Genomic DNA, 23,710 nt, shown 5'->3' with positions numbered 1-23,710 from the left:
GCCGTTCCAGCGCCGTAACGCTCCATTGCCGCAGGGGATTGGGGAGATGGAGATTGGAGGGGGCGAATAAATTCGCAGCAACAACGACACGAAGTCCCCCTGCGGGGACTACAGACTTTCGTGCCGACGAGATTGTGGTGCGCGGAGCCAGCTTTCGTGGAAGCCGGTCGCGAGCACCGTCGTCTCGGCCACACCGAAGCCTGTAGTCCGCGAAGGCGGACTTCGTGTGGTTGTTGCAGCGAATTTATTCGCCCCGCTCCCCCAGCCGGATCACTCCAAGATCCCAGCCCGCGCCTCCGCCAGCGCGGCGAACACCTCCCCCACCTCCGCCGGCTCGCGGAGGAACGACGCGGCCGCGCTGGTCTCCGGCAGTTCCTCGGCGACGAGGACGCCCTCGCCGGCGCCGGCGTCGCGGAGGGCGCGGAAGGCGTCCTCGTCGGTGCGGTCGTCGCCGAAGTAGAGGACGGGCGCGCCGGCGGGGGGGCGCATCTGGTCGAGCAGGAAGATCACCGCGCGCCCCTTGTTCCAGTCGACGTTCGGGCGCACCTCGATCACCTGCTTCCCCTCGGTCAGGTGCACGCCCTCGAGCGGCTCGACGACGCGCCGGACGATGTCGTGCAGCTCGTCCAGGCGCTCGCGCGGGGCCAGGCGGAAGTGCACGGACAGCGTCAGCTCCTTGTCCTCCACGAACGCCCCGGGGATGCCGGAGATCGCGTCGCGCAGCGCGGCGGCGGCGCGCTCCAGCACCGGGCGCGCGGCGGCCGCTTCGGGGTGCACGCGGTCGATGCCGGGGCCATGGATCTCCATCCCGTGGTTCCCCGCGTACGCGATGCCGGGGATGGCCGCCAGCGCGCGCACGTCCGCCAGCCCGCGGCCGCTGACCACGGCGACTTCGACGCCCGGCAGTGCCATCAGCCGCTCGAGCGCGCGGCGCGTGGCCTCGGGCATCCCCGCCAGCTCCGGCCGGTCGACGATCGGCGCCAGCGTGCCGTCGAAGTCCAGCAGCAGCACCAGCCGCCCCGCCCGCCGCCATGCCTCGGCCCACCCCGCCACCCGCTCCATCGCGTGCACCAGCATCCACATCTCCTGCATCAGGTTAGATCGGATCGCAAGGGGTTCGAGATCAGCATCATCACGATCACAAGCACCTCCGCTGCCGCGGCGCGAAGGCCCCCCTCCCCGCGCTGCGCGCGACCCTCCCCCCAAAACCGACTGGGGGGAGGGTGATACTCAGCGTGGGGTCTGGCTCCAAGCCGGTCACAAAGAATCGCGCGGCCGCGGCTGGCCCCCTCCCCCCGGCCCCCTCCCCCGCTTCGCAGGGGCGGGGGAGAACTCATCATGGGAGCAGATGGCAGTACGTCGCGCGAATGCCTCGGCCGCAGTCGCCGCAGGGACTTTGTGCCGTTGTTGCCGCGAATTCCATTCGCCCGTACGTTCGGGAACCTACACGCACTCACGCACTCACGCACTCACGCACTTCCGCACTCACGCACTGCGGTTCAGATGTCCTGGCTCGACGAGGTGAAGTTCGACGACCGCGGCCTGGTGCCCGTGGTGGCGCAGGACGCGCGCACCGGCGAGGTGCTGATGCTCGCCTGGGCCAACGCCGACGCGCTGCGCCTGACGCGCGAGACGGGCCGCGCGCACTACTGGAGCCGGTCGCGCGGCGAGCTGTGGAAGAAAGGGGAGACGAGCGGAAACACGCAGGAGGTGGACGAGGTGCGCGTGGACTGCGACGGTGACGCCGTGCTCTACCGCGTGCGCCAGGCCGGCCCCGCCTGCCACACCGGCGAGCGCAGCTGCTTCTTCCGCGCGGTGGCCGATGACGAGCTGCGGGACGGGGGCGACTCGCGCCACGTCCTCGCCCGCGTCGAGGCGCTTGTCGCCGCGCGCGACGCGGAGCGGCCGGAGGGGTCGTACACCACGTACCTGTTCGCGCAGGGGCTTGACAAGATCCTGAAGAAGGTGGGCGAGGAGGCCACGGAGACCATCATCGCCGCGAAGAACGAGGGAACGGAGCAGCTGCGCAGCGAATCGGCCGACCTGCTCTACCATCTCCTCGTCCTCTGGCGCGCGAAGGGGCTGCCGCTGGACGAGCTGTGGGACGAGCTCGACCGCCGCTTCGGCCGGGCCCCGCGCGAAGGCTCCACCGACCCCGCCGCCCGCCGCGCGTCCGAGATCGGCTGAACTGAAGAAGTCTCACGCAGAGGCCGCAGAGGACGCAGAGGAAGAAGATCGGTCCTCTGCGTCCTCTGCGGCCTCTGCGTGAGACTCAATCTGTTGGGTGGTTCAGCTCCACGCCTGGCCCGAGGCGAACGCGGCGCGGATCGCGTCCTCGTCCCGCCGCGCGAGGGCGTCGCGGAGGGCGGCGAGCTGCGCGCCCGTGGCATCGAGCGCGGCGAGGAGCGCATCGGCGTTCTCCAGCGCGATGCCGGTCCACATCTCCGGCGAGCTGGCGGCCAGGCGGGTGACGTCGCGCCCACCGGGGCCGAGATCCGCGCGCGGAATCCCGCGCGCCGCCAGCACCGCCGCCAGCGCGGTGGAGACGAGTTGCGGGAGGTGGCTCGTCCACGCCAGCCGCGCGTCGTGCTCCTCCGCGCCGATCTCCATCACCGTCCCGCCCAGCATCGTCCACAGCCCGCGCGCCATCCCCCGCGCCTCGGCAGACGCGCCCGCGGCGGGGCAGAGGTAGACGCGCGCGCCAGCGAACAGTCCCAGGCGAGAGGCCTCCACCCCCGCGCGATGGTCGCCGGCGAACGGGTGCGCGCCGACGAACCGGGCGCCGATCCCCAGCCGCTCCGCCGCGGCCACGATCGCGCGCTTGGTGCTCCCCGCGTCCGTCACCAGCCGCACGCCGCCGAGACGCGGCAGCGCGCGCTCCAGCACCGCCGCGGCCGCATGCACGGGGACGGCGATCACCAGCGCGTCCGCGTCCTCCACCCCCGCGAAGCCATCCCCCAGCGCGGCGGAGACGAAGCCTTCGCGGAGCGCCGCATCCACCGCCGCGCGGTCGCGGTCGTGCCCGAGCACGCGCACACCGAGGGCGGCCAGGTCGCGCGCCACCGATCCCCCGATCAGCCCCAATCCCGCAACGGCGACCGTCCGGATCGAGCCCGGGTCCGTAAACGCCGGGTCCTCGCCGCTCACCGAAGGCAACCGGGCTGGCCGTGCACCGTCACCCCTCCTCCATCTGCGCGCGGCGGGAGAGCCCGATCAGGTGCCAGAAGATGTAGCGCACGTCCTCGTCGCCCAGCCCCGCCTCGCGCGCCAGCTCGCCCGCGCGGCGCACGACGGCGGCCTCGCGCGCCGGGTCCAGCGTCGGCAGCCCCAGCTCGTGCTTGGCGATCCCCACCTCGCGCGCCAACCGCACCCGTTCGGCGATCAGGCCGATGATGGAGCGGTCGATCTGCTCGATCTGCACCCGCAGCTCGCCGAGCCGTTCCGCCGCGGGCGGGGCGTCCTGCGCCATCACGCCGCCTCCCGCAGCGCCGCGGCGCCGGGGAGCGGCAGCTCGCGCCCGGCCGCGAGCGCGAATGGCCGCAGGCCGTGCATCATCCGCCCGAACGCGTTGAGCGTGAGCGACTGGTCGCCATCCGACAGCGCGCCCTGGGGGTCGGGGTGCACTTCAATGATCAGCCCGTCGGCGCCCGCCGCCACGGCCGCGAAGGCCAGCGGCGCGACGAGATCCGCGCGGCCACCGGCGTGGCTGGGGTCGACCACCACGGGCAGGTGCGTCTCGGCCTTGAGCACGGGGATCGCGGCCACGTCCAGCGTGTTGCGGGTGATGGTCTCGAAGGTGCGGATGCCGCGCTCGCACAGGATCACGTCGCGGTTCCCCTGCGCCATCACGTACTCGGCCGCCATCAGCAGCTCCTTCACCGTGGCCGAAAGTCCGCGCTTGAGCAGCACGGGCCGCTGCACGCGGCCCAGCTCGGAGAGGAGCGCGAAGTTCTGCATGTTGCGCGCGCCCACCTGCAGCACGTCGGCGTGCTCGGCCACCAGCTCCACCTGGCGCGTGTCCATCACCTCCGTCACCACCGGCAGCCCCGTCTCGGCGCGCACCTCGGCCAGCATCCGGAGCGCCGCCTCGCCCAGCCCCTGGAAGGCGTAGGGACTAGTGCGCGGCTTGAAGGCGCCGCCGCGCAGCAGCCCCGCGCCGGCGTCGCGCACGGCGTACGCGGTCTCGCGCAGCATCTCGCGTCCTTCCACCGAGCACGGCCCCGCGATCACCGCCAGCCGCCGCCCGCCGATCGCCGCGGCGGCGCGGTCGCCTACGCGCACCACCGACGGGTCGGCGGCGAACTCGCGCGCCGCCAGCTTGTACGGCTTCATGATCGGCGTCACCGACTCCACGCCGGGAAGCGAAAGAAGCGCGGCCTCCTGGACCAGCGCTTCGTCTCCGATACAGCCGATGATGGTGCGGCGCTCGCCGCGCGACACGTGCGTGCGCATCCCGAGCGTCTCGATGCGCTCGCGGATGTGGTCCAGCTCCGCGTCGGTCACGTTCGGACGGGTGACGATGATCATGTGGTTCTTCTCCTGCAGGGGGACGGGTGCTGCGGCATGGGGGAGAAAGCGAAGAGGGCCCCCGAAGCCGCTCGGGAGCCCTCCGTGATCGCCTTCGGTGGCGGCCGCTCAGCCGCGCGCGACGAATCCCGGACTCCCGTTACAGGGCCGGTAATAGAAGTAGAAGCGGCTGAAGCGCGCGGCGTCGAGGCTCATGGGTTCAACGGTAACCCCGCCGTCCGGAAACGCGCAACCCCCCTCGTCAAGATTTCGTCGTGAAGTCACAGTTCGCCCCACACGGACCGGCCGAAGCGGGACGGGGAAGTGGCGCGCGCGGCCGCGTCGCGTCGATGTATGAAATGCCGATCTGGTGCGCATCGTCACCACTCGCCCGCGCCCTGTCCTGATCGTGGCGGAGGCGGCATTATCCCGCTTTCGATCTCCTGTCCAACAGCTCCGGCGAAGATGCCCGAACCCCTGATCCTGAGCTGGAGCGGCGGCAAGGACAGCGCGCTGGCGCTGGACGCGCTGCGAGCCTGCGGCGCGTACGATCCCATCGTGCTGCTCACCAGCGTCACGGGCGGGTACGAGCGCATCGCCATCCACGGCGTGCGCCGCGGGCTGCTGCGCGCGCAGGCCGACGCGCTGGGGCTGCCGCTGCACGAGTTCGAGCTGCGCCCCGCCTGCTCCAACGACGAATACGAGGCCGCGCTCGCCGCCGCGCTGGGTGACGTGCGTGGCCGCTTCGGCGCGACGCGCATCGCGTTCGGCGACCTGTTCCTGGAGGACGTGCGCCGGTACCGCGAGGAGCGCGTCACCCCCCTCGGCTTCGAGCCGCTCTTCCCGCTGTGGGGACGCGACACCGCCGCGCTCGCCCGCGAGTTCGTGGCCCGCGGCTTCCAGGCGCGGCTCGTCTGCGTCGACACCACGCAGCTGGACGCGTCGTTCGCCGGGCGCGCGTACGACGCCGCGCTCCTGGCCGATCTCCCCGCGACCGTGGACCCCTGCGGCGAGAAGGGCGAGTTCCACACCTTCGTCACCCACGGCCCGGGCTTCCGCTCCCCCGTCGCCTGCGACATCGGCGAGGTGGTGATTCGGGACGGCCGCTTCGCGTACTGCGATCTCCTTCCCGCGCGCGAGCCAACCATGCGCTGATTGGCCGCGAGTGCAGCGAGCCTCCGTCCCTCCCCCGCGCTGTTCGGGGGAGGGACCGGCGCGAAGCGCCAGGGTGGGGGCTCGCGGGCGCGGCCGTCGGGACGTGAGCGGAGATGGGAAAACGGGCGGGAGATGAAACCAAGCTCCGCGCGCGGCGGTATCTCAGCCGGGCCGGGACCAGCCTGGCCCGCCTCTCTCCATCCCCGTCCCGGGAGCCGCACCATGAAGAAGCTCGCCCTGAAGCTGGAGGAGCTGTCCGTCACCTCGTTCGCCACCACCGGAGTGCCGAGGCTCCGTGGTACCGTCGTGGGCAACGACGCCACGCGTGGGAACACCTGCGCGGACACCTGCGGGTTCAGCTGCGCGCCCACGTGCGAGATCAGCTGCGTGGCGAGCTGCATCTCCACCTGCGACGTGAATCCGTGCGTGCCGTTCACGATGGATCCCTGCTGACCGATCGCCTTTCCGATGGCACGAAGGGCCTCCCCGCGGGAGGCCCTTTCGCGTTCACGCCGGCCGAAGAAGCGCGGTCCGCGCTGCGACGGAGTCATGCGCGGATGTTGCATCTCCCCCGCCGTTCGCGGTTTCTGCGTTGCAACGACGACAGGGGGAGGACGGGATGGAGAGGCTGGACGACGCGGGGCTCGACCTGCTGTTCCGCGAGGCGCGCACGCACTACAGCTGGCTGGACCGGCCGGTGGACGACGACACGCTGCGCGCGCTGTACGACCTGGTGAAGTGGGGCCCCACCGCGGCCAACTCCGGCCCCGCGCGCTTCGTGTTCCTCCGCACGCCGGCGGCGAAGGAGCGCCTGCGCCCCGCGCTCGCCCCGGCGAACGTCGACAAGACGCTGACGGCGCCGGTGACGGTCATCGTCGCCTACGACCTCCTCTTCTACCACAAGCTGATCAAGACCTTCCCGCACAACCCGGGGATGGCGAACCTCTACGCCAACAATCCGCAGCTGGTGGAGACCACGGCGCGGCGCAACTCGTCGCTGCAGGGCGCCTACCTGATCATCGCGGCGCGAGCGCTGGGGCTGGACTGCGGGCCGATGTCGGGGTTCGACAACGCCAGGGTCGACGAGGAGTTCTTCGGCGCGGGGAAGGAATGCGAGGGGTGCGACCAGGAGTTCTTTCCCCAGGGCCACGTGAAGTCCAACTTCCTGGTGAACCTGGGCCACGGCGACCCGGAGAAGCTCTTTCCGCGCCTCCCGCGGCTCGCGTTCGAGGAAGCCTGCACGCTCATGTAGCGCGTCGCCGCGGCCCATTCCACCCGCACCCGGACCGCATGCCCGTCGTCGAGAGCTCCGCGGAGATCCGCGCCCCGCGCGAGGCGCTGTTCGCGCTGACGCAGGACTACTACATCCGGCTGGAATGGGACCCGTTCCTGCGCGGCCTCCGCTTCCTGGACGGCGCCACCGGGCCGGCGCCGGGCGTGCGCGTGTGGGTGCGCGCGAAGAACGGGCTGAGCATGCTGGTGGAGTACGTCACCGTCGTCCCGCCCGAGCGCGTGGCGGTGAAGCTGGTGCGCGGCCCGTTCTTCTTCGAGAGCTTCGCCGGCGCATGGATCTTCCACGAGGCCGGAGAGGGGCGCACGCGGGTGACCTTCCGCTACAGCTTCCGCACGCGCTGGCGCGTCCTCCGCCCGCTGCTCGACCGCGCCATCTCCGCCATCTTCACCCGCGACATCGCCGCGCGCGTCCGCGCCCTGAAGCACGCGGCAGAAGAGACGGACATCCTCGGCCGCATCGCCCAGCCCTGCTGATTATCTAAAAGGAATGCCTCACGCGGAGACGCGGAGGCGCGGAGAACTCAGCGCCGGCGCTGAGTTCTCCGCGTCCGATTCCAGAATGGCTCCGCAGGCTCCCCGCCCGACTCGATACGGACATTAAACATATTGCGCGGAGTCGGCCGAATGCCCAGATTGCCCATGGGCGCGTGATCGACGTGCCATCCCGCCTCGTCTTCCTCTCCTGCCCGCACTCAGCCAACCTCTCGACACCCGGGTCCGAACCATGGCTCTCGTCACCTGCCGCGTCTGCCAGCGGCAAGTCTCCGACGCCGCGCACGTGTGCGTGCATTGCGGCAGCGCGTTGTGGGCGCCCGCCGCGCCGCCGCGCGAAACTCCCGCTCCCTGGCCGGCGCACCCCGGTGCGGCGGTCGCGCTCGAATCGCCCTATCTCGCGCCGCCGGCCGCCGTGGCGGAGGACGAGCTGCACCCGCTGGCCATCCACAAGCTGGTGCTGCTCTCCATCTTCACCCTCGGGCTGTACGAGCTCTACTGGTTCTATCGGAACTGGAAGCGGGTCCGCGCGCGGACCGGCGAGGACATCAGCCCGTTCTGGCGTGCGTTCTTCGCGCCGTTGTGGGCCTACTCGATGTTCGAGGAGGTCGACCGCCAGGCGCTCGCCCAGCAGATGGAGGTGGGGTGGAGCAGCATCGCGCTCGGGGCCGCCTATTTCCTCCTTTCGGCCGCGTGGCGGCTCCCCGATCCGTGGTCGCTGATCACGTTCGTGGGCTTCCTCCCGCTCCTCCCCGTCCAGGCGAGCATCAACGCGATGGCCGCGCGCCGGGGCGTCCGTGCCGACGACTCCTTCGACGGGCGGCACTACGCCGCGTTCGCGGTGGGCAGCCTTCTCCTCCTCCTGGCGGTGGCCGGCACGCTCCTGCCGCAGTGAGCCCGCGCGGGGCGATCACCGGATCCACACCTGAACGCTCGAGGGGGCCCGCGGTCGCAGGCCCCCTCTGCCGTCGTCCAGTCTTCGCGCGACGCTCACGCCGGCCGGTACACGCCCCACACCTCGCGCAGGGCGTCGCTGATCTCGCCCAGGGTGACCATTGCCTTCACGGCGTCGATGATGTGCGGCATCAGGTTGTCGGTGCCGCGCGCGGCGGCGCGGATGGCGTCCAGCCGCGCGCGCACCTCGGCATCGTCGCGCACCCGCTTGATCTCCGCCAGCTGCGCCTTCTGTGACGCCTCCAGCGCGGTGAAGTCCGGCTGGCCCAGGTCGACCGGCTCCTCGTCGGCGGACTGAAACTTGTTGACGCCGACGACGACCCGGTCGCCGCGCTCGATGGAGATCTGGTGCTCGTACGCGGCGCGGTGGATCTCCTCCTGCATGTAGGCGATGGCCTCGGCCGCGCCGCCCATCTCCTCGATCTTCTCGAGATATTCCCGCGCCTGGGTCTCCACCGCGGTGGTCAGCGACTCCACGAAATAGCTGCCGGCGAGCGGGTCGACCGTATCCCCCACCCCGCTCTCGTACGCCAGCACCTGCTGCGTGCGCAGCGCCAGCGTGGCCGCCTGCGCGGTGGGCAGCGCCAGCGCCTCGTCGTAGCCGTTGGTGTGCAGGCTCTGCGTGCCCCCCAGGACGGCCGCGAGCGCCTGCACGGTGACCCGAACGACGTTGTTCAGGGGCTGCTGCGCCTGCAGGGTCACGCCGCCCGTCTGCGTGTGGAAGCGCAGCTTCGCCGCGTCGTCGCCCGCGCCGAAGCGCTCGCGCATCAGCCGCGCCCACAGCCGGCGCGCGGCGCGGAACTTGGCGACCTCCTCGAACAGGTCGTTGTGGCTGGCGAAGAAGAAGGACAGCCGCGGCGCGAAGCGGTCGACGTCGAGCCCCGCGTCCAGCGCGCGGCGCACGTACTCGAGCCCGTCGGCGAAGGTGAACGCGATCTCCTGCGCCGCGGTCGCCCCCGCCTCGCGGATGTGGTAGCCGGAGATGGAGATGGTATTCCACTTCGGCACCTCCGCGTTGCAGAACGCGAAGATGTCGGTGATCAGGCGGAGCGACGGCTCGACGGGATAGATGTACGTCCCGCGGGCGATGTACTCCTTGAGGATGTCGTTCTGGATGGTCCCGCTGATCCGGTCGCGCGGGATCCCGCGCTCGTCGGCCACGGCGATGTAGAAGGCCAGGAGGATGGCCGCCGTGGCGTTGATGGTCATCGACGTGCTGACCTTGTCCAGCGGGATGCCGTCCAGCAGCCTGCGCATGTCCGCCAGCGAGTCGATAGCCACGCCGACGCGGCCCACCTCGCCCATCGCCATCGACGCGTCGGAGTCGTACCCCATCTGCGTCGGCAGGTCGAACGCGGTGGAGAGCCCCGTCTGCCCCGCCTGCAGCAGCAGCTTGAAGCGCGCGTTGGTCTCCTCGGCCGTGCCGAAGCCCGCATACTGGCGCATGGTCCAGAAGCGCCCGCGGTACATGGTCGGCTGGATGCCGCGTGTGAACGGGAACTCGCCGGGATACCCGAGGTCACGCGGATAATCGAGCCCGGCGACGTCTTCCGGCGCGTACAGCCGGTCGATCTCCACCCCGCTGGTGGAAACGAACGCCTCGCGCCGCTCCGGGTGCCTGGCCAGCGCGGGCGCCACCGCGCGTGCCTCCCACGCCTGCTTGCCGTTCGCGGCCGCGCCGGTGCTGCCGCCGTCCTCGCCGATGTTCGCCGCCGCCAGTGTATCGCTCATCGCCAGTACGAAAGTACAAGAGTCTCGAAGTACGGAACTGCGTCAGGGCGGCAAACATAACGCCGACGGACGCGCGCGGCATCCGAGCGCGCCGGGATGTTCAGGACGAATTGCCGAGGACGACGCCGATGTCCTCCCACACCATCCAGTGGCGGTTCAGCTCCACCGCTCCCTGGCGCCGGTAGAACGGCCGCGCGGCATCGTCGCCCACGTCCACGCAGATGCGGCGGGCCCCGTGCTCGACGAACCAGGCCGCCAGCAGCGCCAGCAGTCTAGACCCCACGCCGGCGCGACGGTAATCGGGAACGACGTAGATCCACTGCAGCTCGCCCTGGCATCCCAGCCGGCGCGTCAGGTGCCCGGCGATGTAGCCGGCCGGCGCATCCTCCGCCTCGGCCATCCACAGCACGCGGAGGGGCAGCGCCTGCTGCGGATGATGCTCGCCGGCCAGGTACGCCAGCATCCGCGGGTCGCCGCCAGCCTCGCACCGACGCGGAAGCCCGACCAGCCGCGGCACGTCCACCAGACCCGCCTCGCGGTAGAGAATCCCGGTCACGTGCTCTCCTTGCGCGTAGGGCGAACACAGGGCCGAGCGCTGCGTTCGTCATCCGTGGAAGCAAAACAGCTCCCTGTGGTACATGTTCTCGCGCTGTTCCCAAGCGGAGCGGCGGCGATCGAAATAACGCCGACGGACGCGTGGCATCCGTCGGCGGAACTCTCGATCGACGCAACCAGCCGCGGACGGGCGCGTCAGAGCGGGAGGAAGGACGCGGCTAGGGACGCACGCAGGGCGTACACGGCGAACAGCCAGACCACGCTGTGCCCCACGAGGAGCGGAAGCGCGCCCCACTCCCGCGTCCGCCGTGGCCGGTAGCCCACCAGCCTGCGCCCGCGGAGATACCGGCCGGACTCGGAGAAGCCCAGCGCAGCCTCGATCTGCGCCAGGTCCGTGCAGCGCTCGGCGCGCGCCCGCGCGGCCAGGAGCAGGTACAGGGTCGCGAACGCGCCGAACAGGAGCATGGCGGTCACGAGCACGCCATGGACGCGCGCCGGCACCGGCTTCTGGAGAAGGAATCCGGGGGCCAGCAGCATGGCGCCGGCCGAGGCCAGCGAGCCCCTGAACAGGCGGTCCTCCCAGCGGGCGATGCTCTCCCGCGCCGCGTTGTGGGCGGCGATCAGCACGTGGGCCTTCTTCTCGTCGCGGAGCGTGAGCGTGGTGACGGGCGGCGCGGCCCGCTTCCGTGCCCGCCGTGCGTACGTGCCGGAGCGCGCGATCCCGGTGAACCGGAGCACAGCCGGCAGCCGCCGCGCCGAACGCGTCGCCCATCGCACCCGCGTTCCGATCGCCAGCCGCCACGGTGGCGGCGCCTCGGGGAAGAGGATGGCGGTGGAAGCCTGCCCGATTCCGCTCGGCGAACCCGGCGCCAGCTCGGCGAGAAGCAATTCAACCGCCTGGCGGGAAGATTCAGCCGCTTCGCCGGGAGACTCGGTCGCTTCGCGGGGAGATGCGTTCCCGTCGGGCGCGCCCGGAGCCGGCCCGGCGGAGAGGACGACCGTGCCGCTGGGACGGTTGGAGCTCGAGCGCCGCGTGCGTGCCATGGATCGCCTCCCGGATGATGGGTGTCCGCAGAAGGATGGTCCATTCATGCGTTTGCGCCCGGTTCAGGTCAAAAGATATCCAGACGGGCTACCCTGACGGGCGCCGGTGCATGAAGGTTGGGCCGCCATACAGCAGAAGGCGCGCCGCTGGAAGCACACCGCTGCCGACTCCTCCGCGACGGAATCTTCGGAAACATCCTCCACGCGCATCAGACGCGAACAGGCCCGGCGACTGGCCGGGCCTGCGCATCGCTCGCTGCCGGCGGGCGTCAGCTCGCCACGCCGCCGCCGCTCACCCGCACGAGGCGGGGCCGGTGAGCTCGATGCAGGGGCAGTCGCGCGTGCGCCCGGTCGGCGCGAACTCGAATGCGTTCACCGTCCCCTGCGCCTGCTCGATCTCCATCTCGAACGACTCGACCGCCAGCTCGCTCATGCTCAGCTTCACCTTCTCCATGGAGCCTCTCCCTGTGGCATCCGTTCTCGCGCCGTCCCCGAGTGGGCGGCGACGCTCGGAGAATAGCACCTGTTGCAGTTCAGGGGAACCGCTCCGGACTGCTTCTAATCAACCGTTTATGAAACGATCGGGCTACCGCACCGTCACGCGGAAGCGCGCCGAATCGGCCGGCGGCGTGGTCTCTCCCGGGCGCAGGTAGGCGAGGGCGACCACACCGTTACCGGGACCGTCCGAACGGAAGACCCAGCGCTCGGTGCCTCCGGCGCCGTCGCGGTCGCGGTCTAGGCGCGGGATGGTGTAGTCCTTCGAGACTAGGCGCAGCCGGCCGAGCGCGGCCGAATCCGCCAGCACCCACTCGTAGCCCGTGCTGTGGTTCGCCTTCAGCGCAAGCGTGAACTCGCTCCCCGCGCGCACCTCGACCGGCTGCGCAGGATCGTCGAAGCTCGCGCGGCGGTCAGCGCGAGCACAGCCGCCAGGAGGATGGGATGGATTCGGGTCATGATCGAGAAGGATGTAGGAAATCAACCATCGTGGCGCAGCATCATAGTTTTAGGACAGGAAGACTCAAAGCCTCACGATCACGCGCTCGAAGCGATGGGTCTCTAGCAGCGGCTGATTCTTCCGCGAGATGTTGATCCCCCACTCCGGTTCGCTCTTCAACCCCTCATAATCACGGCTGACGAGGAGTTGGTTCGGTGCGAGCCACGCCGTGATCGGGATCAGGTACAGTTCAGGCTCTGAGTCCTGATGCAGTACCACGACGGCTACCAACCGGTGCGGCGCGATTGGAAACTTCTCTTTGGGGATGAAGATGTAGTTGTAGCCTCGAACAGACTTCACTTGAACGTCGTAGAACTGTCCGCCGTCACGCCTCACAACGAAATCCACGCAGCGGTCGTCAACCTCCGAGGTGTACACCTCAAAGCCGTACAACGTGAATTCCATCTTAGCCGGTGCTCTGGTTCGACTCCAGCGCGATGTCGAACTCCGCCCCGCGCGCCATCTCGATCGGCATCGACGGGTCGCTGAAGGACTCGCGCGCCGTGCACCCGAACGCCGCCAGGAGTGCCACCGAGCCAGCCACGAAGCCGATACGTTGCATGATCGCAGGAGGGATGAGCCGTTGAAGTCCGCGAAGGCGGACTGTGTGTCGTTGTAGCCGCGAGTTCACTCGCATTGTTCCGCCTCTCCCAACCAACGCACCTGCATCACCCCTCCGCGAACCTCACCGCGTGAGCAGCCCCGCATCCACCACCAGCCCCGCGCCGGTGACGAAGCGCGCGCGGTCGCTGGCGAGGAAGACGACGGCCTCGGCCACGTCCTCGGGCTCGATCCAGGGGACGGGGAGGAGGTTGCCGGCGCTGGCCTCGGCGATCTCCTCGACCGTCTTCCCCTCCAGCTCGGCAAGGCCGTCGTTCATCGGCGTGTTGACGCCGGTGGGGTGGATGGAGACGACGCGGACGCCGTGCGGCGCCAGCTCGATCGCCCAGCTCTTCGTCAGCCCGACCAGGCCGTGCTTGCTGGCGGCGTAGTGGCTCAGCCGGTTCATCCCCCGATATCCCGCCACCGACGAGTTGTTGATGATCACGCCGGACTTCTGCCCGATCATCACGGGGATGATGCGGCGCGCGACCATCCATGGCCCCTTGAGGTTGACGTTGAGCATCGCGTCCCACTCGGCCTCGGAGAGCTCGTGGGCCAGGCCGTACGCGCATATCCCCGCGTTGTTGAACAGGATGTCGATGCGCCCGAAGCGCTCGAGCGTTCCCTCCACCGCGGCGGTGATGGCCCCATCGTCGCGCACGTCGCCGGCGAAGGCGACGGCGCTGCTCCCCGCGGCCTCGCACTCGCGCACGAGCGAGTCCAGCTCCTCGCCGGTGCCCATCCCGTAGCCGGGATACGCCAGCGGCCGCGCCACGTCGAACGCGGCGATGCTCGCGCCCTCCTTCGCCAGCGCCAGCGCGGCCGCGCGCCCCTGCCCGTGCGCCGCGCCAGTGACGAACGCCACGCGCCCACCGAACTCACCCATGCGCCCCGATCCCTTCCGCCGCGGGGTGCTTCCGGTACGGCTGGAGATAGTCGTCCAGCGGCACCTGCAGCACGTTGTTGATCACGTTGGTGGCCACCATCAGCGCCCCGAACGCCGTCAGCGCCACCATCTGCTCGTCATCGAAAAACGCCGCCACGGGCGCATAAAGAGCGTCGGGGACGCGGTGCGGCGTCTGCGCCAGCGCGCGGCCGAAGGCGACGACGGCGGCCTCGCGCTCGTCCATCTCCAGCGCATCGGGGTTCTCGCCGCTGTCGACGAGGATGCGGCGGAAGAAGGTCGAGCAGATCAGGCAGTCCGTCTCGGCCGACACCGCGTGCGCGAAGAGGGTGGTCAGCCGCTCGCCCAGGAACGGCCGCACCGTGTCGCGCAGGCGGTACCAGGTCATCAGCGCGTCGAACGCCGGCACCGAGTGCAGCAGCGTGCGCTTCATGTTGGTGATGCGCGCGACCTCCAGGTGCTCGTCGTGCGCCGCGCGCGCGTCCGGCGGCATCTGCTCGTATTCCAGCGGCTCGATTCGCGGCATGCGGGTAGTGCTCGGGAGGATTCGACGATCCGGCGACGGGAGAATCTAGACCGGAGACGCACCCGACGGGAAGCGGGAGGAGATCGCCACACCTTCAGGTGTCGTGGTCTCGTCTTCCATCCCGGAGACACGAACGCCGGCGGACGCGTCTGTGCGTCCGCCGGCGCGGCCCTCTTCATCCCCCGCACCATCCCGCGCCACGCGGCTAACGCACGAAGCCGTACTCCCGCCCGGACGGGGAGATGTGGAAGATGCGGTATCCCGCGTCCCGCAGCGCGGCGACCGCCTGCTCGGTCCGCGACTTCCCGATCGTCCTGAAACGGTGATGGAACTCGACCAGGATCTGCTCCGCATGCAGCTTGCGCTCGAGCATGTCGTGCAGCACCGCGTACTCCGCGCCCTCGATGTCGAGCTTCAGCAGGTCGATCCGCTCATGGCCCAGCGACGCGCCGAGGCTCGCCAGCCGGCGGACGGGAAGCGACACGCGCTCGCCGCCCGCGTCGTTGCCGGCCAGGGTGGTGTAGTGCGTGGCCGTGGAGCGGGCGCCGAACTCCGCGGTCCCGTCATGCGCGGCAACGCCCACGGGGTGGAACACGAACCCGGGCGGAAGCCGCTGCGCGCGTACCCACTCGACGGCCACCGGCGTTGGATCGAAGGCATGCACCTGCAGCCCGAAACGGTCGATCAGCGCCAGGTCGAAGTCGATCTCCGTACCCACGCCCACCGAGTAGACGATGCTGTCGCGGCCCAGCGCGGATGCGATGATCGCCCAGGTGCCGAACTTCTCCACCCTGCAGCGGATGTCCCTGAAGTGCCGGGCCTCCTTCCCGGTGAGCTGACGGATGCGCCGCTTGACGAGCCGGACCGCGGGAGCTGTTTCGACCTTGCGCCACGACTGCCTGACCGACGAAAACGCGGGAACGTGCACCGATACCGTACCAGCCGACGAAAGTGGGTTCGCGGCACGTCACGCGCGACGTGCCCTACCGCCGCGGCGATGAGGCCGCGGAGCGGTAAAACTATTGTTTATCTGACTTCGTGGCGAGTGGCGTCGGGCAGCAGAATGTGATTCGATTCAAGATTCAATGAGGAATCGACGTATAGGATCGACCAGGTTCGATGGAATAGCGAGCGCGGGAGAAAACGAAGAAGCTCGCCGCACCGCTGGGAATGGAAGTCTCACGCGGAGACACGGAGGGCACGGAGATGTTCCTCCGCGCCTCCGCGCCTCCGCGTGAGGCCAATCTCTTGTAGATCGTCAGGCCGGGCGCAGCCGTGGCGGCTCGTGCGCGATCATCCTCGGCCGCGGCTCACGGGCGGCAGCATCGGATCGCTCCGCGTCGAACTTGGGCCAGAGGCCGAAGAACGCCGCGGACGGATCGACGCCGCCGTAAGGGTCCGCGGGCTCGCCGGGGCCGTCCATCTCAGTTCAGCCCCTCGATGTCGCGGGCGGCGCGCTCCAGGATCTCGCGGGCGCGCTGGATCCACTGCTCGTCGCCCTGGTGGCGCATCGCCGCGCGGAACGTCGACCGCCCCAGGTTGCCGAACGCGCGCCCCAGCCCGTGCATCACCGGCCCGATGAACGCGCCGAAGTCGTCCACGCGGTCGAAGATGTCGTCGATGGTGGAGCGGTTCTCCTCGAGGTACTTCCGCCCCTCGTCGGTGATCTCGAACACCTTGCGGTTCCCCTCCTCGGTCTGCGAGCGCGCGTATCCCAGGTCCTCCAGCAGCGACAGCGTGGGGTACACGGTGCCCGGGCTGGGCGAGTACGTGCCGCCGAAGCGGTCTTCCAGCTCCTTGATGATCTCGTAGCCGTGGCGCGGCTTTTCGGCCAGGAGCCTGAGGATCACGAACTTCAGGTCGCCGTGGCCGAACATGCGGCCGCGGCCGGGCCCCCCGCCCCACTGCCCGCCGGGGCCGCCCCACGGCCCCGCGCCGAACCCGAATCCCCAAGCGCCGCCGCCGCCGCGCGGGCGCGGCCCGCAGTGCCGCGGCCCGCAGTGATGCCATCCGAACATGCCGCCTCCCTCGTCTCCCGGATTGGGACAGGACTACCTCGAACGATTCAAGATATAACGCACGATATATCGGTCGTCAAGATATATCGCAAGAACTATCGCAAGATAGATCGGGAGATGGGACGTTCTTCATATTCGTCTGGCTGTTCCCCACGTCTGATCCTCGAGCTGACGTCATCCTGAGGCCGGCCAGACCGTAATCAGAGACCGCGCAATGGTTTGCAGGCCGAAGGATCTATAACCGCGTCGGCACGCGATCCGGCCGGTCGCACCAACTCTTTCTCTGGATTTGGAATTACGCTGATCAGGGGGATGAGAGTACCCGACCGGCCGCAGCACGAGTTACGTAATAGGAAATCCGGCCGGTAGATCGGTGCGTCTCGCCGAATCGCGTGCCGGATCGGCGATAGATCCTTCGGCCTGCCAACTTCTTGCGCAAACGCTGATTATGGTCTGGCCGGCCTCAGGATGACGTCAGCGTTGGATCGGTCTGGATGCATCAACAAAATTTCCAGATTTCGTATCAGTTCAGGAGATGCCGCGCGGCGTCTCCCCCGCCCTCCAGCGCGCGAAGACGCCGTACGCCGCGAGAGCGATCCCGAGCCCCAGCATCCCTCCGACGGCGGCGCGCCCCAGCCGCGGCGCGAACCCGCGCGCGAAGAGCGCGTTGATGCCGCCAGCGAGCAACGTCACCGCCGCGACGAACGCGGCGACGCGCAGCAGCCGCGCGCGCTCACCCGGGGGCATCCGCCGCGCCTCGGCGGGATGGCGGCGCAGCTCGCGGCCGATCCAGATCGCCACGATCGCGCAGCCCACGACGGAGCTGATGTGCTGCAGCACCGAAAACCACGGCAGCCACCAGAGTCCGAATGCCGGCCGCTCCAGCGCCGGAATCAGCGCGACCGCCCAGCCACCGGGATGCGTGAAGCCGTCCCACAGGATGTGCGTGGCCGCGCCGATCAGCGCCGCGAACACCGCCAGCGGGAGCACGTCCGAGTGTCGCCCGGGCGGCGGCGCCTCTGCCGCGCGGCGGAGCGCGGGTGGCAGCAACTGCGTCAGCGCCGGCCGGATCAGCGCGCGCCAGACCGCCCACAGCACGAGGGTGGCGGGAAGGCAGAAGACGACGAGGCCCGCGGGCGTGTGGCCGAACTTGCCGCGAGCCTCCAGGTGCAGCACGTACTCCAGGTCCGGCGCCCACGTGCCGATCACCAGCGCCGCCAGCGGCAGCCGCGGCATGGCGCGATGGAGCGGCCAGGCCGCGGCGGCGTGTGCGGGCGTGACGGGCATCTGCGTGGCGGAGAACGAAGAAGGGCGCCGGTCCGGCGCCCTCGCGTCAGGCAGAAGTCACGCCATCGCAGGCTTACGCGATCGGTGTGGATGGCTGGAGAATATATGTCGCAGAGGCGCGTGGGTGCGGCGTGATCGAAGTCCGCGAAGGCGGACTGTGTGTTTTTGTAGCCGCGACTTCAGTCGCATCCCCCCCGCGCCATCCCTGCCCGCATCAACCGTCACGCAGATGCGACCGCATCGCCGATCCCCTGTCCCTGTCCCCCTGCTACTCGAAGACGATCAGCGTCGCGCCCTTGTCCACCGTCTGGCGCTCCTGGACCAGCACCTTGGCGACGACGCCGTCGGCGGGCGCCTTCAGCTCGTTCTCCATCTTCATCGCCTCGACGATGATCACGCCCTGGCCGGCCTTCACCGTCTGCCCCACCTCAACCTCGATCTTCACCACCAGCCCGGGCATCGGCGCGGCGACCACCTTCTCCACCTCGGCCTCGTCGCCGCCGGTCATCTCGCGGATGGCGCGGGTGCGCTCGTCGACCGCGTCGACCGTGAAGCGCTCGCGGCCCAGCGCGATCTGCCACCGACCGCGCCGGTCGCCGGGCTTCGCGGCGAGCGTGTGGCTGCGGCCGTCCACCGTCAGGCTGCGCACGTGGGTGCCGGGAAGCAGCGCCATCTGCGCCTCCACGGGCGTGCCGTCCACCACCGGCGTGTGGCCGGTCAGGTCCACCTCCACGGTGCGGCCGGCAATCGTCACGAAGTAGCGCATCGGCGCGGGTCGGGGTCGCGGGAGATCGGGTCGCCACGGAACGCGGCCAACCTGCCCCTCCGGTGCCGCGTCCGCAAGACCGCGGCTTCGCCAGGGTCTTCCGGCTGGCCGCGCCACGGTGAGCAGGAGCAACCCCTCGATATGCGATGAATGCGCTACGAAGCAGCCGCCAGCAGCACGACGGTTTCCACGTGCGCCGTCTGCGGGAAGAGGTCGAACGAGCGGACGGACTCGAGGCGATACGTCTCGCCGATCCGCTTCAGGTCGCGCGCCAGCGTGGCGGGGTTGCAGGAGATGTAGATCACGCGCGCGGCCGGCATCTCCGCCAGCGCCGCCGCCACCTCGGCATGCACGCCGGCGCGCGGGGGGTTGAGGACGACCAGGTCCGCCGGCAGCTCCGCGCGGATCAGCTCCTCGACGGGCCCCTCGACGAAGCGCGCGCCCTCCGGCGCCGCGCGGACGGCCTCCTCCACCGCCTGCGGGTCCAGCTCGATCCCCACCACCTGCGCGCCCGCGCGGGCGAAGCGGCGGGCGTGGAAACCGACACCGCAGTACGCGTCCACGATCCGCATCCCCGCGACGTCCCCCGCCAGGTCGGCGACGTGCGACTCCAGCAGGGCCGCCGCGCCGCGGTTCACCTGCAGGAACGCGGCACCGGAGAGCTCCACCGTCTCGTCGCCCCACGTCTCGGGCAGCCCCGGCGCGCCGGCGATCAGCTCCGGCGCCGCCTCGCCGGGGCGGTGCCAGATGGAGACGAGGCCCGGCACCGCGCCGATCAGCTCCTCCGGCCGACCGGGCGAATAGCCGCCCTCCACCAGCAGCGACACCTCGCCCGCGGCGTTCGCGCGCAGCGTCAGCCGCAGCCTCTCGCCACTCGGCAGCCGCTGCGCGTCCGGCCCCCACGCCGCCCGCAGCGCGTCCCACACGCGCGCGATCGACTCCTCCGGGAGCAGGCACGATCCGTCGAGGTCCACGATCTCGTCCGGCGCGCCGAGCGCGTGGAAGCCCGCCTCCACCCGCCCGTGCTCCGCCCGCCGCAGCGCGAAGGAGACGCGGTTGCGGTAACGGAACTCGGAGGGAGATGGCACCACCTCCGGCGGCTCCGTCGCCATCCCGCCGATGCGCGTCAGCGCGTCCGCCACGATGCGCGCCTTGGCGCGGAGCTGCGCGTCGTAGGAGACGTGCTCCAGCGTGCACCCGCCGCACCGCGCGTAGAACCGGCACGGCGGCTCGCGGCGATCGGGAGACGGCTCGACCACGCGCAGCAGCCGTCCGCGCGTCCACCTCTCCTTCCGCTCCGTCAGCGCGATCTCCGCCAGGTCCCCCGGCGCGGTGCGGTGCACGAAGGTCACGCGCCCGTCCGCCAGCCGCCCCACGCCCTCGCCGCCCGCGGCGATGGAGTCGATGCGCACCCGCTCCGATCGCGGCGGTCGGCGCGGTCCCCCGCCGCGATCGGGTCTCCGCGGCCCGCCGGGGCGGCGCTCCCTCACCGCCCTCTCCACCCCATCTGCCGCCACCCGCTCGCACCTGTCGACGGCGCGGCGCCGGACGGCTTCGCGACGGTGCGCATCTGCCGGCGCTCCTCCTCCAGCAGCGCCGCCGCCAGCGCGGCCACGCGGACATCGTCGTCCGACGGCGCGGCGGAGAGGAGACCGTCGTGCTTCTCCAGGTACCTGATGTCCAGCCGCCCCGCGCGGAAATCCGGCTCGTCCATCACCCGCAGGTGGAAGGGGACGCTGGTGTCTACGCCGTCCACGCGCAGCTCCAGCAGCGCGCGCTTCATCCGCTCCACCGCCTCGATGCGCGTGGGCGCGTACACGATCAGCTTGGCCAGCATGGGATCGTACGAAAGCCCCACCTCCACCCCCGTCGCGATCCCCCCGTCCCAGCGAACGCCCGGCCCGGAGGGCAGCGTCAGCTCGCCGATGCGGCCGGTGGAGGGGAGGAAGGAGTTGAACGGGTCCTCGGAGGTGATGCGGCACTCGATGGCGTGGCCGGTGAAGCGCACGTCATCCTGCGTCCACGGCAGCTTTTCGCCCGCGGCGATGCGGATCTGCCACTGCACCAGGTCGATCCCCGTGACCAGCTCGGTCACCGGGTGCTCCACCTGGATGCGCGTGTTCATCTCCAGGAAGTAGTAGGCGCCGTCCTGGTACAGGCACTCCACCGTTCCCGCGCCCTCGTAGCCCACCGCGCGGGCCGCGGCCACGGCCATCTGCCCCATCGCCGACCTCTCCTCGGGGGTGAGCACGGCCGACGGCGCCTCCTCGATCAGCTTCTGGTGGCGGCGCTGGATGGAGCACTCGCGCTCGCCCAGGTGCAGCGTGGTGCCGTGGCGGTCGGCCAGCAGCTGGATCTCGATGTGGCGCGGCCCCTCGAGGAACTTCTCGATGTAGACGGACCGATCGCCGAACGCCGCCTGCGCCTCGTTCCCCGCCGCCTCGAACGCGCGCTCGATCTCGTCCTCGGTCTGGACCACGCGCATCCCCTTCCCGCCCCCGCCGGCCGCCGCCTTCAGCAGCACGGGATACCCCACCTCCGCCGCCACCCGCCGCGCCTCGGCCGCGTCCCGCAGCGGCTCCGCGGTGCCGGGGACGACGGGGACGCCCGCCTCGATCATCCGGGCGCGCGCCGCCGTCTTGTCGCCCATCGCGGTAACGGCGTCGGGCGACGGGCCGATGAAGACCAGTCCCGCGTCGCGCACCGCCTGGATGAACGGCGCGCGCTCGCTGAGGAAGCCGTAGCCGGGGTGGATGGCCTGCGCGCCGGTGCGCCGGGCGACGTCGATGATGGCGTCGCCGCGCAGGTAGCTCTGCGCGCTCGGCGCCGGGCCGATGCACACCGCCTCGTCGGCGGCGAGCACGTGCGGGCTGAGGCGGTCGGCCTCGGAGTACACGGCCACCGCGCGCACGCCCAGCTCGTGCGCCGCGCGGATCACCCGCAGCGCGATCTCGCCGCGGTTGGCAACCAGGATCTTGTCGAACACGCTCGCTCCCGTCTCATGTCCGATTCGGGTGCCCAGCTGCGGCATCCATGCTGAACCCCGAACCGACGTCATCCTGAGGCCGGCCAGACCGTAATCAGCGTCTGCACAGGAGCTTGCAGGCCGAAGGATCTATCGCCGACTCAGCACGCGCTTTCGGTAAAACGCACCCGATCTCCATCCGGATTGGTCGTCATCCACCGGCCGGTTGGGAAGGCGCGCAAACTACAACCGGCCCGCGGGTTTCGCGAGCCGGCGAGGGTTCTCCGCGTCCCCTTCTCCGGAAGCTCGACCGCGATTCCGGAGCGTGGGATGAAAAGGCTTGCTCGCGCCGATGCGGACGACCTACTTGCGTGATGGCCGTCTTCCGCTCTCTCCCGGAGCGACCCGACAATGCGCCTCTGCCTTCAGTGCTACTTCGACGTCGGCGCCACCTACGGCCTCGACGACAGCTTCTTCCGCAAGAGCGCCGTCCCGGACATTCGCAAGGTGGGAATCTGGAACGCCCTCGGCGAAGGCGTGCGCTTCAACCTGGCCACGGAGCGCCCGCGCATCCTGGAGGTCTGGCGCGCGGAGGCCGTGGCCAAGGTCGAAGATCCGGACATGGAGCTCGGCTTTCTGGCCGAGTCCGCCCTCCCCGAGGAGAACGAGACTCGTCGCAAGCGCTTTCTTGCCCAAGCGCGCGCGGCGGTCGAGGACGTCGAGATCGCCCGCTGCGACGTTACCCTCTTCGCGATCGGCACCGCGTTCCTGGACCTGGAGCTCGGGCCCACGATCCCGCTCCCTTTCCTTCGCGCCGTCCACCGCTGCTTCGAATACGCGGCGTACATGCCGGCGATCTCGTCGGCGCTCGTTGCGTTCGCGCGCGAGAAGCTGGACGAGGAGGCGCGGGGCGCCGGCGGCCAGGCACTCAAACGCCTGCAGACGCTCACCCGGCGGCCGGAGCCGAAGACGCCCGCCGACGAGAGCGGGTACGAGGAGTGGCACCTGATCACCGGCTTCACGCCGGTCGCGCTGTGCATCGATCCCTCGGACCGGCCCGACGCGGTGCTCCGCGCGGTCGAGCCGCTCGCCACGCCCGGCGCGGGGGGCGAGCGCTTCGTGCCGGTGGTGTTCGAATACCACGGGACGCTGCACTACAACTGGTCGGCGTGCGTCGTCGAGCCTCGCCCGGCCGAGAACCGCATCGACGAGCCCCGCGACGAGATGGAGCGGATCCTCGAGTGCATCCGCATCGCCCACACCTTCCTGGGCACCTGCGAGGCATACGAGAACCTCGTGCTGGCGGAGACGATCGAGAAGGCGGGCGCCTTCCTGAGAGACGAGGCGGGCGGGCTCGACACCCGCGCGCTGAACCGGCTGCGCACCGTGGCGCTGGCCGTGGTGGGGCTGACCAGCTTCGCCCCCATCACCCAGTCGGGCGAGGACCAGGCCTACTTCGCGCTGTTCGAGGCGAATGCCCGGATCGCGGCGAAGCACCGCCTGATCCAGGACCGCTGCGACATCCTCTACAACGTGCAGAGCGCCGAGACCGCAGCCGAGGAGTCCGCCCGCGCCGCGCAGGACGAGCGCCAGCAGCGGCGGCTGAACGCGGTGCTGCTGGTGCTCACCAACCTCACCTTCATCAGCATCCTGGCCGATTCCTATACCTTCCTGGAAAGCGACGAGCACCACCTGATCCCGAGCATGACCACGCGGTCGCTCGTGCTGGTGGGCGTGGTGGTGGCCCTGCTGGGCGTGTTCGCCGGGCTGCAGCTCCTTTTCCGTTCCGGACGCGCACGCTGATTCCCTGCCCCGGCATCCTCCCCCGGCTTTGAGTACACGGCCACCCCCGTGACGCCCAGCTCGTGTGCCGCGCGGATCACCCGCAGCGCGATCTCGCCGCGGTTGGCAACCAGG

The 23,710-nt window shown here is 70.4% G+C and carries 27 protein-coding genes; 7 read left to right on the top strand and 20 right to left on the bottom strand.

The features are described from left to right. Positions 1 to 270: 270 nt before the first annotated feature. Positions 271 to 1,092 (bottom strand): trehalose-phosphatase, encoded by an 822-nt coding sequence (otsB, locus tag VF092_10915; protein HEX6747792.1) that lies wholly within the window; start codon positions 1,090 to 1,092, stop codon positions 271 to 273. Positions 1,093 to 1,503: 411 nt separating this feature from the next. Here otsB and hisIE point away from each other — a divergent pair, with 411 nt between their 5' ends. Continuing rightward, entirely contained in the window at positions 1,504 to 2,187 is a 684-nt protein-coding gene (gene hisIE, locus VF092_10910) for a bifunctional phosphoribosyl-AMP cyclohydrolase/phosphoribosyl-ATP diphosphatase HisIE (GenBank protein HEX6747791.1), read from the top strand. A 102-nt stretch (positions 2,188 to 2,289) separates the two neighbouring features. Here hisIE and VF092_10905 read toward each other — a convergent pair whose 3' ends face one another. From VF092_10905 to aroF, 3 genes are read right to left on the bottom strand one after another with little or no spacing between them, the layout of a single operon-like run. Continuing rightward, complete coding sequence (locus tag VF092_10905; protein ID HEX6747790.1) at positions 2,290 to 3,147, bottom strand: prephenate dehydrogenase/arogenate dehydrogenase family protein; 858 nt, start codon at positions 3,145 to 3,147, stop codon at positions 2,290 to 2,292. A 28-nt stretch (positions 3,148 to 3,175) separates the two neighbouring features. Further along, complete coding sequence (locus VF092_10900; protein ID HEX6747789.1) at positions 3,176 to 3,469, bottom strand: chorismate mutase; 294 nt, start codon at positions 3,467 to 3,469, stop codon at positions 3,176 to 3,178. Beyond that, entirely contained in the window at positions 3,469 to 4,527 is a 1,059-nt protein-coding gene (gene aroF / locus VF092_10895) for a 3-deoxy-7-phosphoheptulonate synthase (GenBank protein HEX6747788.1), read from the bottom strand. Before aroF ends, VF092_10900 begins: the two co-directional genes overlap by 1 nt. 444 nt (positions 4,528 to 4,971) lie before the next feature. Between aroF and VF092_10890 the strand changes: the two genes are divergently transcribed. From VF092_10890 to VF092_10870, 5 genes are all read left to right on the top strand, one after another. Further along, entirely contained in the window at positions 4,972 to 5,661 is a 690-nt protein-coding gene (locus tag VF092_10890; protein HEX6747787.1) for a hypothetical protein, read from the top strand. Between the two features lie 222 nt (positions 5,662 to 5,883). Then, the gene (locus tag VF092_10885) at positions 5,884 to 6,114 is read left to right on the top strand and encodes a hypothetical protein (GenBank protein HEX6747786.1); all 231 of its coding nucleotides are present in this window, start codon (positions 5,884 to 5,886) and stop codon (positions 6,112 to 6,114) included. 166 nt (positions 6,115 to 6,280) lie between these two features. Then, positions 6,281 to 6,913 carry a malonic semialdehyde reductase gene (locus tag VF092_10880; GenBank protein HEX6747785.1) on the top strand — a complete coding sequence of 211 codons (633 nt, stop codon included), beginning with the start codon at positions 6,281 to 6,283 and terminating at the stop codon, positions 6,911 to 6,913. A gap of 38 nt (positions 6,914 to 6,951) precedes the next feature. After that, positions 6,952 to 7,428 carry an SRPBCC family protein gene (locus tag VF092_10875; protein HEX6747784.1) on the top strand — a complete coding sequence of 159 codons (477 nt, stop codon included), beginning with the start codon at positions 6,952 to 6,954 and terminating at the stop codon, positions 7,426 to 7,428. A gap of 250 nt (positions 7,429 to 7,678) precedes the next feature. Further along, complete coding sequence (locus VF092_10870) at positions 7,679 to 8,341, top strand: DUF4234 domain-containing protein (protein HEX6747783.1); 663 nt, start codon at positions 7,679 to 7,681, stop codon at positions 8,339 to 8,341. Positions 8,342 to 8,436: 95 nt separating this feature from the next. Here VF092_10870 and VF092_10865 read toward each other — a convergent pair whose 3' ends face one another. From VF092_10865 to accC, 16 genes are all read right to left on the bottom strand, one after another. After that, a complete protein-coding gene (locus VF092_10865) occupies positions 8,437 to 10,131 on the bottom strand; it encodes a methylmalonyl-CoA mutase family protein (GenBank protein ID HEX6747782.1) in 1,695 nt (564 codons plus the stop codon). Positions 10,132 to 10,231: 100 nt separating this feature from the next. Then, a complete protein-coding gene (locus tag VF092_10860) occupies positions 10,232 to 10,687 on the bottom strand; it encodes a GNAT family N-acetyltransferase (GenBank protein ID HEX6747781.1) in 456 nt (151 codons plus the stop codon). Positions 10,688 to 10,881: 194 nt separating this feature from the next. Next, a complete protein-coding gene (locus VF092_10855) occupies positions 10,882 to 11,730 on the bottom strand; it encodes a hypothetical protein (protein ID HEX6747780.1) in 849 nt (282 codons plus the stop codon). 292 nt (positions 11,731 to 12,022) lie between these two features. Then, entirely contained in the window at positions 12,023 to 12,184 is a 162-nt protein-coding gene (locus tag VF092_10850; GenBank protein ID HEX6747779.1) for a hypothetical protein, read from the bottom strand. 132 nt (positions 12,185 to 12,316) lie between these two features. Then, positions 12,317 to 12,598 (bottom strand): protease inhibitor I42 family protein, encoded by a 282-nt coding sequence (locus VF092_10845; protein HEX6747778.1) that lies wholly within the window; start codon positions 12,596 to 12,598, stop codon positions 12,317 to 12,319. Between the two features lie 150 nt (positions 12,599 to 12,748). Then, a complete protein-coding gene (locus VF092_10840; GenBank protein ID HEX6747777.1) occupies positions 12,749 to 13,129 on the bottom strand; it encodes a hypothetical protein in 381 nt (126 codons plus the stop codon). Between the two features lies 1 nt (position 13,130). Then, on the bottom strand, positions 13,131 to 13,286 hold the full coding sequence (locus tag VF092_10835; protein HEX6747776.1) for a hypothetical protein: 156 nt from the start codon (positions 13,284 to 13,286) through the stop codon (positions 13,131 to 13,133). Positions 13,287 to 13,409: 123 nt separating this feature from the next. Further along, positions 13,410 to 14,213, bottom strand: coding sequence for a mycofactocin-coupled SDR family oxidoreductase (locus tag VF092_10830; GenBank protein ID HEX6747775.1), 804 nt, complete (start codon positions 14,211 to 14,213; stop codon positions 13,410 to 13,412). Beyond that, positions 14,206 to 14,757, bottom strand: coding sequence for a hypothetical protein (locus VF092_10825; GenBank protein ID HEX6747774.1), 552 nt, complete (start codon positions 14,755 to 14,757; stop codon positions 14,206 to 14,208). The genes VF092_10830 and VF092_10825 overlap by 8 nt, the downstream gene beginning before the upstream one ends. A gap of 205 nt (positions 14,758 to 14,962) precedes the next feature. After that, the gene (locus VF092_10820; GenBank protein HEX6747773.1) at positions 14,963 to 15,547 is read right to left on the bottom strand and encodes an FkbM family methyltransferase; all 585 of its coding nucleotides are present in this window, start codon (positions 15,545 to 15,547) and stop codon (positions 14,963 to 14,965) included. A 468-nt stretch (positions 15,548 to 16,015) separates the two neighbouring features. Next, positions 16,016 to 16,180, bottom strand: a complete 165-nt coding sequence (locus VF092_10815) for a hypothetical protein (GenBank protein HEX6747772.1) — start codon at positions 16,178 to 16,180, stop codon at positions 16,016 to 16,018. 1 nt (position 16,181) lies between these two features. After that, complete coding sequence (locus VF092_10810; GenBank protein HEX6747771.1) at positions 16,182 to 16,775, bottom strand: PadR family transcriptional regulator; 594 nt, start codon at positions 16,773 to 16,775, stop codon at positions 16,182 to 16,184. Between the two features lie 528 nt (positions 16,776 to 17,303). Beyond that, positions 17,304 to 18,062, bottom strand: coding sequence for a DUF4184 family protein (locus VF092_10805; protein HEX6747770.1), 759 nt, complete (start codon positions 18,060 to 18,062; stop codon positions 17,304 to 17,306). A gap of 268 nt (positions 18,063 to 18,330) precedes the next feature. Further along, positions 18,331 to 18,828 carry a biotin/lipoyl-containing protein gene (locus tag VF092_10800; GenBank protein HEX6747769.1) on the bottom strand — a complete coding sequence of 166 codons (498 nt, stop codon included), beginning with the start codon at positions 18,826 to 18,828 and terminating at the stop codon, positions 18,331 to 18,333. Between the two features lie 155 nt (positions 18,829 to 18,983). Continuing rightward, positions 18,984 to 20,240 carry a class I SAM-dependent RNA methyltransferase gene (locus tag VF092_10795; protein HEX6747768.1) on the bottom strand — a complete coding sequence of 419 codons (1,257 nt, stop codon included), beginning with the start codon at positions 20,238 to 20,240 and terminating at the stop codon, positions 18,984 to 18,986. Positions 20,241 to 20,314: 74 nt separating this feature from the next. Then, entirely contained in the window at positions 20,315 to 21,814 is a 1,500-nt protein-coding gene (gene accC / locus VF092_10790) for an acetyl-CoA carboxylase biotin carboxylase subunit (protein HEX6747767.1), read from the bottom strand. A 390-nt stretch (positions 21,815 to 22,204) separates the two neighbouring features. Here accC and VF092_10785 point away from each other — a divergent pair, with 390 nt between their 5' ends. Continuing rightward, positions 22,205 to 23,596, top strand: coding sequence for a hypothetical protein (locus VF092_10785; protein ID HEX6747766.1), 1,392 nt, complete (start codon positions 22,205 to 22,207; stop codon positions 23,594 to 23,596). Positions 23,597 to 23,710 lie beyond the last annotated feature (114 nt).

The organism is Longimicrobium sp. (genome assembly GCA_036377595.1).
Classification (GTDB): domain Bacteria; phylum Gemmatimonadota; class Gemmatimonadetes; order Longimicrobiales; family Longimicrobiaceae; genus Longimicrobium.
The sequence above is the reverse complement of the archived record's forward strand: the minus strand, read 5'-3'. Positions and strand labels throughout refer to the sequence as shown.